Source organism: Mycobacterium colombiense CECT 3035 (genome assembly GCF_002105755.1).
GTDB lineage: Bacteria > Actinomycetota > Actinomycetes > Mycobacteriales > Mycobacteriaceae > Mycobacterium > Mycobacterium colombiense.
Window position 1 is genome coordinate 1,478,597 of record NZ_CP020821.1, and the last position, 12,879, is coordinate 1,491,475.

The following is a 12,879-nucleotide window of genomic DNA, read 5'->3' on the forward strand; positions in this document are numbered from 1 at the left end:
TCACGCGCCGAGTCGCCGGTACCTCTGCAGCCGCCGTAGAGCCTGCGCCGATGCCGGCCCGGACGACGGAAGCAGCGCCTTGTCGAGTCGCGCACGGATACCGTCGATGTCGAGATGCATCCCGATCGCCACCAGACAATTGGCCGCGGCCCCCTGGGGCGCCTTGTCGATATCGATCGCACCGCCCACCAGGTTGACGACGTAGTCGCGGACGGTCGCGCGCTGGCGCACCGCCACAACGCCTTTCATCCTGAACACCTGCGGCGGCGGATCTTCGAGCAGATCGACCAGGGCATCGGGGTCGACGCAGCCCGTGCTGCATGCCGTGACGGCGTCGGCGTGGACGTGGTCATGGTCGTGCTCGGGCTCCAAATCCAGAAACGACAGCTGCCCGGCCTGGCCGGGCGCGGACGCGTCGAAGAGCAGCTCCGGATCTATCCGGCCAGCCGAAGTGCCCACGACATGTACGCGCGGATTGCGTTGCGCCGCACGTTGTGTGACGCGTTGCACCACCGCCGACCGCTCATCCTCGGGAATTCGGTCGAGCTTGTTGACCACAATCAGCGAGGCCGCACCGTAGCGCACCGGCGGCAGTGTGCCGCAATCCACGGTGTCGAAATGGTTCACGGCATCCACAACGTCGATGAGGCCGCCCGCACGCACGCCGCGGATCTCACTGAACCCGATGATCCGGGCGATCGCCACGGGGTCGGCCAGCCCGCTGGCCTCGACGACGATGGCGTCGAGGCCCCGGGCCGGGTCGGCGAGCTTGATCAGCGCCTCATCGAGCCCGCCGTCGTCGGGCAGGCAACAGATGCATCCTCCGGCGATCGAGGCCGGCTCGTCGACCTGGCCCGCCACCAGACCGGCGTCGATGTTGATATCGCCGAAGTCGTTGACCACCACGCCGATCCGGGTGCCAGGGTGCCGCAGCAGGTGGTTGAGCAGCGTCGTCTTACCGGCTCCGAGATGACCGGTAAGCGCGATGACGGGTATCGCAGCCAAACGCTCGCCCTCCACATCGACGTCGGGACACCCGATGCTAACGGGCGTGTGCACTGCATGTGGACGCCGTACGCCGCTTTGTGTCTGTCCGGGTGGCAGTGGCGGCACAACGACGGTCCCGATGATGCCCAGCAATTGGCACAGGTGAGCCCGGCGGTGGCCGGGCGAGCATAACAGAGCAATTGCTCTGTTATAGTGGCCGCATGCCACGCCCACGTGTCCACGATCGCGATGTGGTGCTCGATGCCGTCGAGGACCTGGTGGCTCGATCGGGCCCAACCGCGGTGACCATCCGCGCGATCAGCGCGGCGGTGGGTATGTCCAACGGCGCCGTGTACCACACGTTTACATCGCGGGCCGGCCTGATGGGCCAGGCTTGGCTGCGGGCGGGTCAGCGCTTTGTGGCGGTGCAGACCTCGTTGGCCGACGAAGCAATTGCCGGCGGCAGCCCCGCCGAGGCCGTGGTGGCCGCCGCCGACGCGGCCGTGGTGTTCACCGAGCGGTATCCCGGTTCGTCGACGCTGGTGCTTCGCGTGCGCCGCGAGGAGGTGCTCGCCGATGACGTGCCCGCCGATGTCGCCGACGAGCTGCGGCGTCTGCACCAACTGCTCGTCGCGCTGATGGTGCGGCTTGCCATCGCAGTCTGGGACCGCAAGGACGCGGTGGCGGTGGACACGATAACGAGCTGTGTCGTCGACCTGCCCACCGCGCTGCTGCTGCGCCGCGACCGGCTCGGGAGCGCCACCGCACGCGCGCAGCTGCACGCGGCCGTACGCGCCGTGCTGGCGGTGGGACCGGCACCACGACAGCGCCGTGGCTGACGAATCTTTCTATTTACCAAGCTGACTCAGGAGGAAGTACATGACAGTGAGACTGGAATACGCTGACAAGATCGCGATCATCCGGCTGGGTGAGGACGAGAACCGTTTCTCCCCTGCGTTTCTGGACGACATCGATGATGCGCTCAACCAAGCCGTCTCCGACGGCGCGCAGGGGCTGGTCACCACCGCCGGCGGAAAGTTCTACTCCAACGGCCTGGATCTGGAATGGCTGGGCGCTCATACCGACCAGGGGCAGTGGTACATCGGCCGGGTGCACCGCCTGCTGGCACGGATGCTGACCCTGCCCCTACCCACCGCAGCCGCGGTGGTGGGTCACGCGTTCGGCGCCGGCGCGATGCTGGCCGTCGCGCACGACTTTCGCGTGATGCGCGCCGACCGCGGCTACTTCTGTTTTCCCGAGGTGGACATCCGCATCCCGTTCAACCCCGGCATGGCCGCGCTCATCCAAGCCAAGCTCACGCCCCGCGCCGCCGTCGCGTCCATGACCACCGGCCGACGCTTCAGTGGTGCCGAGGCAGAAGAATTCGGCATCGTCGACGCCGCCTGCCCCGAGCGTGCGGTCACCGACACCGCCGTCGACATGCTGCGACCGCTGCACGGCAAAGATCCGGGCACGCTGGGCGCGATCAAACAGACGATGTTCGATCACGTGGTGCGCGCCCTGGTCGATGACGAGGACGGAGCGACATCATGACCGGAGGGAACCCCGTCACCGCACCCGGTACCATCCTTGGAATCTGGAACAGGCTGCAGCGCTTGCCTTTCGGCAACAAGATATTCAGCTGGGCAGTGTGTTTGAAGGCGCCATACTTCGCCAGCGTGCACCCCACCATCACGGTGTTGCGGCCGAGGCGCTGCGAAGTGCGTGCACCGAACCGCCGAGGCAGCCACAACCACCTGGGTACCTATCACGCGATCGCGTCATGCAATCTTGCCGAATTGGCCGCCGGCATGATGACCGAGGCCACCCTGCCGAAATCCCACCGGTGGATCCCGGTGGGAATGACCGTCGAGTACCTGGCCAAGGCGGACACCGACATGCACGCCACCGCATCGGTGGATTCCATGCCGGAGTTCGGCGATGAGCCCACCACGCTGGTCGTGCCGGTGCAGGTCACCATGGCCGACGGAACCCTGGCGGTGCGCGCGGAAATCACCATGCACATCTCACCGCGGCAGTCCCGGCCCCACTGATCCGCCGTCCAACCCCCGTTCGCATTTCCGCGTTGGACACCAAGGCCGTTCCTGTATGGTCAGCGATGTCTGCCGGCGCGAGGGAACAGGGGCTTTCGATGGCAAACAGGCTCCCCAACAACGCCTTCACGTCCCCGCAGGTTCTGGATCCCGGCTTACGCAAGGTGGCGCGGTTCGTGCCGCGCGGTTACGCCCTGCACCGCGGTCTGAGGTTTCAGCGCGCGGTCATGAACCTGATGGGCAACGCGGGACGCCTTCGCGCCGTGCCCGTGGCCGCCGTCAACGAGCACGTCACCGTCCGTCTGCATCGTCCGACCGGCCTTCCCGACCGCGCACCCGCGCTGCTGTGGATCCACGGCGGCGGCACCATCATGGGGCACGCGGCCCAGGACGATAAGTATCTGCGCAAGCTGTCTCACCGCACCGGGTTCGCGATTGCGGCGGTCGAACATCGGTTGGCTCCCGAACACCCCTACCCGATACCGGTCGAAGACTGTTATGCAGCGCTGCTGTGGCTGGCCCGCCAGCCGTGGGTCGACCCGGATCGGGTCGCCATCGGCGGCGCCAGCGCGGGCGGGCATTTCGCCGCCGCGGTCGCGCAGCGGGCGCTTGACCGCAACGACGTCCGCATCGCCTTCCAAATGCTGGTCTATCCGATGCTTGACGATCGCACCGGCGCCAAGCGCGACGGCCCCCGGCGAATCATGTGGACCGAATCCGACAATCAACTGGCCTGGCAGTGGTACCTCAACGGCGCCGATCCCGAAGAGGCGGCACCGGCGCGCCGGACGGATTTGTCGGGCTTACCGCCCGCCTGGATCGGAGTCGGAACCTTGGATCTCTTCTATCAGGAGAGCGTGGAGTACGCCCGGCGCCTGCGCGAGGCGGGCGTACCGGTGCACGAGGAGATCGTCCCGGGCGCGTTTCATGCGTTCGATCAGCTCGCCGAGAAGGCACCGATATCGACGAGGTTCTTCGAGAGCCAGTGCGATTATCTGCGGGGCGCACTTGCGCCCAGCGGATGACCGTCGCCATTGAGCGCATCATGTCCGAATTAGCTTGCACGGCAATGGCTTAGGCTGTAATACCGTGCCCCGCCGCACGTCACTTCGGTCAATGATCTCGGTCGGCCACAGTTTGCTGCCGGACCTGACACGCGAGGCCGCCGACCCCGAACGCGGCACCTTTCGACTGCAAAGTGTGCATAACGTGCAACTATAAAGGTATGGGCAATCCCGTAGGGCTACGAGAGCGCCGTCGCCGCCAGACGAGCGCCGACATCCGCGACGCCGCGGTGCGCCTCACGCTGGAACGGGGGTTCGACAAGGTCACCGTCGACGAGATCTGCGCCGAAGCCGGAATCGCCACGCGCACCTTTTTCAACTACTTCCCCAACAAGGAATCCGCGCTCGCCTACGGCCCCTCGGACATACCTCCCGAACTGGTGGAGGAGTTCGTCGCCGCAGGTCCGGCCCCCTACTCGGTGGTGTTGGCGGAGCTGATCACCCTGGCCGCACACCACCTCCGCGACGTGCCCCCGCAACGCGAACACGCGGCCCACATGCTGGAACTCGCCAAGACCTCGCCGGCCGTGCTGGCGGCGTTCCTCGCCGACCTGGAGCGGTTTCAAAAGCAGTTGACCGACATCATCGTGCGGCGCCAGGCCATGAAGCCCGACGACGAGATGGCGGCGTTGATCTCCGCGCTGGCGCTGACGGCGGTGCGTTCTGGGATTGAGCGGTGGGCCAGCGGCGAGCCGAATGAAACCGCCGACACGCCGATGCCCTATGTTGAGCGTGCCGCCGCCCTGGTGAACAGCATCTTCACAAAGTGACCTGAAACACCAGTAGCAAATGTTGCATGCACTGCAAGATATGCACATCATGTACTATGCGCTGGTGGCGGTGCCCGGGGAGGCTTCAGCAACAAGGTGAGCCGGGTGTCGGCGCCGGGAACGTAAGCCGGTGTGGGTGGGCAGCATTCACCGCGCTTGACGCTCCAGCGCGCGCGAACCGTAGCAATCGACGTACTCCGTTGTTGGCCAATGCGACTTGCGGGCACTCACCTGCCCGGGACCTCCGGTCGCGCAAACGCTGATCCACGTCACGACCGCGTGGCGAGGAAGGGATCACCTAGGTGCAGATATCGAGACTTGTGCGCAACGCCTGGTTGCCGCTGCTGATCGTGGCGGTCGTGGTGGTCGGCGGCTTTGCGGTCGTCCGGGTCAAATCGTTTTTCGGTGCGCAGGACACCGGCATCATGACCAGCCCGCGGCTCGATGACTCGAAGCCGTTCAAGCCCAAGGTGGTCAAGTACGAGGTCTTCGGCTCGGCCAGCCAGGCCAACGTCAACTACTTGGACCTGTCCGCCGATCCGCGGCGGATCGACGGCGCGCCGCTGCCGTGGACGCTGGTCCTGAGCACCACCGCGCCCTCGGTGTTCCCCAACCTTTCGGCGCAAAGCGATGGCAACTCCCTCGGCTGCCGCATCACGATCGATGACGAAGTCAAGGCCGAGAACATCACCCACGGCGTGCACGCCCTGACCTTCTGCTTGGTGAAATCCGCATGAGCACAACAGTCGACGACACCCGAACCGACGCCATCCCCGTCGTCAAAGAACCCGTGCACGACAAGATCCCCCGGATCATCCGCACGTTGGCCGTGCCGATCATCCTGGGCTGGATCGCGCTCATCGCGGTGCTCAACACCGTCGTCCCACAGCTGGACGAGGTCGGCAAGATGCGTTCGGTGTCAATGGCACCCGACGATGCGCAATCGGTGGTCGCGACCAAGCGCATGGGCGCGATATTCAACGAGTACAAATCGAACAGCTCGGTGATGATCGTCCTCGAGGGCCAGAATCCCCTCGGTGCCGACGCGCACGCCTACTACGACCAGATCGTCAAGAAGCTCGACGCCGACACCAAACACGTTGAGCACGTTCAGGATATGTGGAGCGATCCACTGACCGGGGCGGGCGCGCAGAGCAATGACGGCAAGGCCGCCTACGTCCAGGTCTACCTCGCCGGTAACCAGGGTGAGGCCTTGGCCAACGAGTCGGTGGAATCCGTCCAGAAGATCGTCAAGAGCGTGCAGCCCCCCAACGGGGTCAAGACCTACGTCACCGGCCCCGCGGCGCTGTCGGCGGACCAACACGAGGCAGGCGACCGCAGCCTGCAGCTCATCACATTGGCCACCTTCACCGTGATCATCGGCATGCTGCTGCTGGTCTATCGGTCGGTCATCACGGTGCTGCTGACGCTGGTGATGGTGGTACTCGAGCTCTCGGCCGCGCGCGGCATGGTGGCTTTCCTCGGCTACTTCAACCTCATCGGGCTCTCGACGTTCGCCACCAACCTGTTGGTCACGTTGGGAATCGCGGCCGCCACCGACTACGCGATCTTCCTGATCGGGCGATATCAGGAAGCCCGCGCCATCGGGGAGACCCGCGAAGAGGCGTACTACACCATGTACAAGGGCACCGCCCACGTGGTGCTCGGATCGGGCTTGACCATCGCCGGCGCGACATTCTGCCTGCACTTCACGAACCTGCCGTATTTCCAGACGCTGGGCATTCCGCTCGCCATCGGCATGGTGGTGGTGGTCGCAGCGGCATTGACGCTCGGTGCGGCCGTCATCGCGGTGGCCACGCGCTTCGGCAAGACACTCGAACCGAAACGGACGCAACGGATTCGCGGGTGGCGCAAGATCGGCGCCCTCGTCGTCCGCTGGCCCGGTCCGATCCTGGTGATGACCATCGGGGTCGCGCTGGTGGGCCTGCTGACCCTGCCGGGCTACCGGACCAACTACAACGACCGCAACTACCTACCGGCGGACCTGCCCGCGAACGAGGGTTACGCGGCCGCGGACCGGCACTTCTCCCAGGCCCGGATGAATCCCGAGGTGTTGATGATCGAGAGCGATCACGATCTGCGCAACTCGGCGGACTTCCTGGTGATCGACAAGATCGCGAAGACGATCTTCCGGGTGCCGGGAATCGGTCGCGTGCAAGCCATCACCCGCCCCCAGGGCACGCCGATCGAGCACACCTCGATCCCGTTCCAGATCAGCATGCAGGGCGTCAGCCAGCAGATGAACCAGAAGTACCAGGAAGACCAGATGGCCGACATGCTGCATCAGGCCGACATGATGCAGACGACCATCGACAGCATGGAAAAGATGTCCAGCATCACCGTGCAGATGTCGAACGACATGCACCAGATGGTCAAGAAGATGCACGACATGACCATCGACATCAACGAATTACGCGATCACATGGCGGATTTCGAGGACTTCTTCCGGCCGATCCGAAGCTATCTCTACTGGGAAAAGCATTGCTACGACATCCCGGTGTGCTGGTCGCTTCGCTCGGTCTTTGACGGCCTCGACGGCATCGACACGATGACCGACGACATCCAAAGCCTGCTGCCGATCATGGATCACCTCGACACGCTGATGCCCCAGATGGTGGCGTTGATGCCCTCCATGATCGAGAACATGAAGGCCATGAAAACGACGATGCTGACCATGTATTCGACCCAGAAAGGTCTGCAGGATCAGCAGAAGGAGGCGCAGAAGAACTCCAGCGCCATGGGTAAGGCGTTCGACGCCTCCAAGAACGACGACTCGTTCTACCTGCCCCCGGAGACCTTCAACAACAAAGAGTTCAAGAAGGGCATGAAGAACTTCATCTCCCCCGACGGGCACGCCGTGCGCTTCATCATCAGCCATGACGGCGATCCGATGTCGCAGGAAGGTATTTCGCACATCCCGTTGATCAAGAAGGCCGCCTACGAAGCGTTGAAGGGCACGCCGCTGGAGGGCTCGAAGATCTATCTCGCCGGCACCGCGTCGATCTACAAAGACCTCAGCGACGGCAACACCTACGACCTGTTGATCGCCGGGATCTCGTCGCTGTGCCTGATTTTCATCATCATGCTGATCATCACGCGGGGCGTGGTGGCGTCGGCGGTGATCGTGGGAACCGTCTTGCTCTCGCTGGGCGCGTCCTTCGGGCTCTCGGTGCTGATCTGGCAGCACCTGATCGGCGTCGAGCTGCACTGGATGGTGCTGGCGATGTCGGTCATCATCCTGCTGGCCGTCGGCGCGGACTACAACCTGCTGCTGGTGGCGCGGTTCAAGGAGGAGATCCACGCCGGCCTGAACACCGGCATCATCCGGTCGATGGGCGGCACCGGTTCGGTGGTGACATCGGCGGGACTGGTGTTCGCCTTCACGATGATGACTATGGCGGTCAGCGAGCTGACTGTCATCGGCCAGGTCGGCACCACGATCGGATTGGGTCTGCTGTTCGACACCCTGATCGTGCGGTCGCTGATGACACCGTCCATCGCTGCGCTGCTGGGCAAGTGGTTCTGGTGGCCGCAACGGGTCCGTCAGCGCCCGGTCCCGTCACCCTGGCCTCAGCCGGCCAAGGAACGCGAAACGGTAAGCGCCGCTACGTAACCCAGTCCGGCTGGTCGGCGGTCTCGACGTTGGAGAAATCCTTGTGGCCCAGGCCGGCGGTGGTGCCGCCGTCGACGACGAACTCCGAGCCGGTGGAGTAGCTCGACTCGTCGCTGGCCAGGTACACCACCAGGTTGGAGACTTCCACCGGTTGGGCCGCGCGGCCCAGCGCGGTCTGGAAGATATCGTCGGGAACCCAATCGGTCATCGGCGTCTTGATGAGCCCGGGATGGATCGAGTTGACCCGGATTCCGCTGGGGCCCAGTTCGAGCGCGGCCGACTTGGTCAGTCCACGAACGGCGAATTTCGTTGCGGTGTAGCCGTGGCAGGCGATGGTGCCCGCCATGCCCTCGATCGAGGAGATGTTGATGATCGAGCCCCGGCCCGCTTCCTTCATGGGTTTGACCACGGCGCGGATGCCGAGAAACACGCCGGTCAAATTGATGTCGAGGATGCGCTGCCACTCCGAGAGCGCGTAATCCTCCAGCGTGCCGATGTTGATGATGCCGGCGTTGTTGACCAGCACATCGATGCGGCCGAACTCGCCCAGGGCGGTGGCCACCGCCGCATCCCAGTCCTCGGGCTTGGTCACGTCGAGGTGCAGGTAGCGGGCGGCGTCGCCGACCTCCGCCGCCACCGCCTTGCCCTCATCGTCGAGGATGTCGCCGAACACCACCTTGGCACCCTCGGCGACCAGCGTCCGCACGTGCGATGCGCCCATCCCCCGGGCGCCGCCGCTGATCAGGGCGACCTTGCCCGCCAACCGTTCTGCCACTGCGTTCTCCTGTCGTGTGAATTCGTCTCTGCACCATACGTACCGGAGGCTCTGTATGGCCATAGTCAGAAAGATGCGACATGCCAGGGCTGCGCCGGGCGACCTGGAGTCAGGAGTCGTACGCGCGCAGCAGCGCCCGCGTGCGTGCCCGGCCCTCCGGCGACGGATCGAACGCCGCGGCAACGTATTCGTCGACGCCCGCTGCACGCAGTTCGTCGAGCCGGCCGCGGACCGTGTCCTCGTCGCCGATGATGGCGGCATCCTCCGGCCCGGCATAGCCTTCGCGATCGAGCATCGCGCGGTACGACGGCAGCTGGCCGTAGATGGCGAACTGTTCGGCCGCCTGCTTGCGGGCGGCGTCGACGTCGTCGGTGACGCTGACGGGCAACGACGCGGCGACGCGCACCTGGCCCTCACGCCCGGCATCGGCGGCGGCCTGGCGCAGCGTCGGCGCGACGTGCTGTGCCAGCGTGGCGGGTCCCGTCATCCAGGTGCACGTGCCCGAGGTGCGCCGGCCGGCGAGCTTGAGCAGTTGGGGACCCAGCGCCGCGATGTAGACGTCGGGCCGCGGTGCGCCCGAAATCATCAGCGCGCCGCGCGTGGTCACTGTCTCCCCCGCCGCGTCGGCGCGTTCACCGGCCAGCAGGGGCAGCAGCCCGTCGAGAAATTCGTTGAGCCTGCGCACCGGCTTGTCCCACGGAATGCCCCACATCCCCTCGGTGACCGCCTGGTGGGTCATGCCGAGCCCGAGAGTGAACCGGCCGCCCGACGCGAGGCTCACCGTGAGGGCGCGCTGGGCCATCTGCATCGGATGCTGATTCTGGATGGGCACCACACCGCTGGCCACCTCGATCGTGTCGACCTCATGCAAGGCGATAGCCAGGATAGTGAGAAGGTCAGGCTCGTAAGGCAATTGGCTCATCCACACGCGTTTGAAGCCTTCATCGCGAAGCATCGCGAGGTTGGCGATCGTCGCGTCGATCGGCGATTCACTGCCCGTTCCGCTGAGTTGCCCGAACATACTGACCTGCATGACCACACGCTCCTCTGCGTCGGTTTGCGCGGCGGGAAGGTTGCCGTCGTTCAACTCTACGGCCAGCGCTTGCCCGGCCCGCATCGCCGGAGGTCACCGAACGCAACAACCTCAGGATGGCCGGGCCACGATCACCGGCATCCGAACGGAGTGCACGACGGCGTTGCTCACCGAGCCCAGCAGTGCACCGGTCAAGCAGCCGCGGCCGTGGCTACCGACGACGGTCAGCTGCGCGGTCTCTGACTGCTCGACCAGCTGCCGAGCCGGGCGGTCGCTCACGACAATTCGGTGCACGGTGACGTCGGGGTAGCGTTCCTGCCAGCCCGCCAGCCGCTCGGACAGGCTCCGTTCCGCTTCCGACTTCACAGCCGCCCTGTCCACTCCGGGCAGCTCGAAGATTCCGGTGTCGCTCCACGCGTGTACCGCGTTGAGCTCAACTCCCCTCCGTGACGCTTCGTCGAAGGCGATGGTCGTGGCGAGCTCGGAGGCCGGAGATCCATCGATGCCAACCAGCACGGGCGCCTGTTGCGGGTACGGCATCAAGGGGTCTTCGTCATGGATGACGGCGACCGGACAGCTTGCGCGCCGCACGATCCCGGAACTGACCGACCCGAGTAGCGCCCGGCCAATGGCCCCGCGCCCATAGGATCCGACGACGACCATGACTGCCTCCTCCGACATTCTGGCCAGGGTCGGCGCCGGGGGTGCATGCCACAGTTCGCTGGCGATGTCGACATTCCGGCTTGTCCTGGTGGCGTCTTCGGCGATCTTGACCGCCTCCTGGAGCAGCCGGCGGCCGTCGTCCTCCTGCCACGCCAGCGCTTCGGCCGCCATCGGCACCTGCGGCCAGACCGTCGTGGCGTTCACCATGTGGACCAAGGTCAACGGAACATTACGCAGCGCCGCGTCGCGCGCCGCCCAGCAGACAGCGAAATTCGACGCGGGCGACCCGTCGACTCCGACGACGACGCCGTGGCGCTTTGTGGATGCAGTCATGTCGGTCTCCTAGCTCATCCACAACGCTATTGCTTTAACCCAGCCAGGTCATGAGGCTTTCGTCCCCAACCGGGTGGACCAGAGACCCTCGACGGGCAACCGAGTCCTCGGACGGCAACGCGTTGCCGGCGAGGTCACATGTCGCCAAATCGCCTTGGCGCGGCGGTATTTCAGGGCTGCCGCCGGCCGGCCGAAAGGAATGCGGCGTAGAGATCCCAGACCTCAGCCGGCCGCCCACTCCTTGGCGCGCTCCAGGTCGTCGAGCCCGAACACCGCGAGCTCGCCCGGGACCATCCACGCGAGCGCGTGCAAGGTGTGGGCGACCCATTCCTTGTCCGACACCACCGCTATTCGCTTGAAAGCCGAGTAATGCGTCAGCACGGTACCCAGACCCAGCTTGAGATCCTCGACGAAACCACCGGGCCCGAAGCCCTCGTAATCGGGCGCGATCACCTCGACGATCCGGACCTCACCGGTCTTCACCGTCTCCTCGAGGACGGGCCTGACCTCGCGCAGTTCATCCCCTCGCAGCCGGCCCGACACGCGGATTCCGGTCACGCCGTCCGGCATGTCCGGCAGCACCTCAATCATCGATGACTCCTTCCCACACGCTCTAGCCTGTGCGCGACGGCGAAGGCTGCCTAGTGCCGTAAGTCCTCATGCCGCATACCAGATGGCCACCCGGCACCGAGCCGGACTCAGCCGACGATGTCGAAGACCGCGGCGGCCGACGTGACCGCCTTGTCGGCGTTGCCCTCGTCGTGAAGCAACATGCGTACGCCGACGCGCCCGGGTCCACCCGGATGCGCGGTGCCCTCGACGCGGAAGGGCCCCACCTTGCCGCGCGACATGAACATCACATGCCAGCTGACGACTTGCAGCTTCTTGGTCCCGGCGACCTCGGCCGCGAGGTCGATCGCCGCGGTCTCGAGGACGACGTGCTGGGGCCCGATGTGCAGCGCGGCATCCGGCGACGCGAGTTCGGTGCTCAGCTCGGGCAGTGTCCAGTGGCCGTCGCCCCGCCGGCTGGCACCGAAGGCCTGCCACAACGGCGGAAGATCGGGCGAGTCCTCGATCACCAGTTCGGTGCCCGAAACATCCATGCGGTCCAGGCCTTCCGGCGGGATACCGATGATGGCGCCCTGCCCCTCGTTGAAGGCGATCACCCGGCTGGGATTGTCCGCGTCGACGATGGTGCAGCGCCCGTAGCCCATGGTGCGCCCCTGGTGCACGATGCCCGACCCGACGATCTCGATTCTTTCGACGTCGTAGCCGGGATCGACGATCTGCACCGACGCGATGACCGGGTTGGGCACGGCGACCATGTCGGTCTGGCAGCCCTCAGGGGAGGAAATGGCCAACGGCGCCACCATGATTCCGCCCGCTTCGTTGCGCATGTCGCGGCGGATCGCGACGGTGTCGTCGGCCTCGCCGAGGTCCATTGACGAGTGTTTGCGACCGATGTAGCGGTAGCTCAGCAGGCCCGTCCAACGCCGGTACAGTTCCTCGCGGTAGGCGTCGGAGTCTCCCATCAACTCCCGGATATCACGAAGTTGACCGCTCAAT

General features: G+C 65.5%; 13 protein-coding genes. 7 read left to right on the top strand and 6 right to left on the bottom strand.

Annotated elements, in window-relative coordinates; translation table 11 throughout:
• The gene (locus B9D87_RS06925; RefSeq protein ID WP_040630293.1) at positions 1–1,005 is read right to left on the bottom strand and encodes a CobW family GTP-binding protein; all 1,005 of its coding nucleotides are present in this window, start codon (positions 1,003–1,005) and stop codon (positions 1–3) included.
• A gap of 203 nt (positions 1,006–1,208) precedes the next feature.
• Here B9D87_RS06925 and B9D87_RS06930 point away from each other — a divergent pair, with 203 nt between their 5' ends.
• The 7 genes from B9D87_RS06930 to B9D87_RS06960 all read left to right on the top strand — a co-directional run bounded on the left by B9D87_RS06930 (position 1,209) and on the right by B9D87_RS06960 (position 8,509).
• On the top strand, positions 1,209–1,826 hold the full coding sequence (locus B9D87_RS06930; RefSeq protein WP_040629812.1) for a TetR/AcrR family transcriptional regulator: 618 nt from the start codon (positions 1,209–1,211) through the stop codon (positions 1,824–1,826).
• A 40-nt stretch (positions 1,827–1,866) separates the two neighbouring features.
• A complete protein-coding gene (locus B9D87_RS06935; RefSeq protein WP_040629811.1) occupies positions 1,867–2,541 on the top strand; it encodes an enoyl-CoA hydratase-related protein in 675 nt (224 codons plus the stop codon).
• On the top strand, positions 2,538–3,041 hold the full coding sequence (locus tag B9D87_RS06940) for a hotdog fold domain-containing protein (RefSeq protein ID WP_007771009.1): 504 nt from the start codon (positions 2,538–2,540) through the stop codon (positions 3,039–3,041). Before B9D87_RS06935 ends, B9D87_RS06940 begins: the two co-directional genes overlap by 4 nt.
• A 98-nt stretch (positions 3,042–3,139) precedes the next feature.
• The gene (locus tag B9D87_RS06945; protein WP_007771008.1) at positions 3,140–4,066 is read left to right on the top strand and encodes an alpha/beta hydrolase; all 927 of its coding nucleotides are present in this window, start codon (positions 3,140–3,142) and stop codon (positions 4,064–4,066) included.
• A 200-nt stretch (positions 4,067–4,266) separates the two neighbouring features.
• Positions 4,267–4,875 carry a TetR family transcriptional regulator gene (locus tag B9D87_RS06950; RefSeq protein ID WP_007771007.1) on the top strand — a complete coding sequence of 203 codons (609 nt, stop codon included), beginning with the start codon at positions 4,267–4,269 and terminating at the stop codon, positions 4,873–4,875.
• Between the two features lie 302 nt (positions 4,876–5,177).
• Positions 5,178–5,612 (top strand): MmpS family transport accessory protein, encoded by a 435-nt coding sequence (locus B9D87_RS06955; RefSeq protein WP_274517467.1) that lies wholly within the window; start codon positions 5,178–5,180, stop codon positions 5,610–5,612.
• Entirely contained in the window at positions 5,609–8,509 is a 2,901-nt protein-coding gene (locus B9D87_RS06960) for an MMPL/RND family transporter (RefSeq protein ID WP_007771005.1), read from the top strand. The genes B9D87_RS06955 and B9D87_RS06960 overlap by 4 nt, the downstream gene beginning before the upstream one ends.
• Here B9D87_RS06960 and B9D87_RS06965 read toward each other — a convergent pair.
• The 5 genes from B9D87_RS06965 to B9D87_RS06990 form a co-directional block, all read right to left on the bottom strand.
• Positions 8,502–9,284, bottom strand: a complete 783-nt coding sequence (locus B9D87_RS06965; RefSeq protein ID WP_007771004.1) for an SDR family oxidoreductase — start codon at positions 9,282–9,284, stop codon at positions 8,502–8,504. The two genes, B9D87_RS06960 and B9D87_RS06965, sit on opposite strands and share 8 nt — an antisense overlap.
• 109 nt (positions 9,285–9,393) lie before the next feature.
• Complete coding sequence (locus B9D87_RS06970; protein WP_040630291.1) at positions 9,394–10,317, bottom strand: TIGR03564 family F420-dependent LLM class oxidoreductase; 924 nt, start codon at positions 10,315–10,317, stop codon at positions 9,394–9,396.
• 111 nt (positions 10,318–10,428) lie between these two features.
• Complete coding sequence (locus B9D87_RS06975; protein WP_007771002.1) at positions 10,429–11,313, bottom strand: universal stress protein; 885 nt, start codon at positions 11,311–11,313, stop codon at positions 10,429–10,431.
• Between the two features lie 222 nt (positions 11,314–11,535).
• The gene (locus B9D87_RS06985) at positions 11,536–11,904 is read right to left on the bottom strand and encodes a SpoIIAA family protein (protein ID WP_007771000.1); all 369 of its coding nucleotides are present in this window, start codon (positions 11,902–11,904) and stop codon (positions 11,536–11,538) included.
• 107 nt (positions 11,905–12,011) lie between these two features.
• Positions 12,012–12,878 carry a hypothetical protein gene (locus B9D87_RS06990; protein WP_040629810.1) on the bottom strand — a complete coding sequence of 289 codons (867 nt, stop codon included), beginning with the start codon at positions 12,876–12,878 and terminating at the stop codon, positions 12,012–12,014.
• Position 12,879 lies beyond the last annotated feature (1 nt).

Bases quoted from the DNA above. Each gene is read 5' to 3' on its own strand.
- B9D87_RS06930 (WP_040629812.1), top strand. From the start codon at position 1,209: ATGCCACGCCCACGTGTCCACGATCGCGATGTGGTGCTCGATGCCGTC.
- B9D87_RS06935 (WP_040629811.1), top strand. From the start codon at position 1,867: ATGACAGTGAGACTGGAATACGCTGACAAGATCGCGATCATCCGGCTG.
- B9D87_RS06940 (WP_007771009.1), top strand. From the start codon at position 2,538: ATGACCGGAGGGAACCCCGTCACCGCACCCGGTACCATCCTTGGAATC.
- B9D87_RS06945 (WP_007771008.1), top strand. From the start codon at position 3,140: ATGGCAAACAGGCTCCCCAACAACGCCTTCACGTCCCCGCAGGTTCTG.
- B9D87_RS06950 (WP_007771007.1), top strand. From the start codon at position 4,267: ATGGGCAATCCCGTAGGGCTACGAGAGCGCCGTCGCCGCCAGACGAGC.
- B9D87_RS06960 (WP_007771005.1), top strand. From the start codon at position 5,609: ATGAGCACAACAGTCGACGACACCCGAACCGACGCCATCCCCGTCGTC.
- B9D87_RS06970 (WP_040630291.1), bottom strand. From the start codon at position 10,317: ATGCAGGTCAGTATGTTCGGGCAACTCAGCGGAACGGGCAGTGAATCG.
- B9D87_RS06975 (WP_007771002.1), bottom strand. From the start codon at position 11,313: ATGACTGCATCCACAAAGCGCCACGGCGTCGTCGTCGGAGTCGACGGG.
- B9D87_RS06985 (WP_007771000.1), bottom strand. From the start codon at position 11,904: ATGATTGAGGTGCTGCCGGACATGCCGGACGGCGTGACCGGAATCCGC.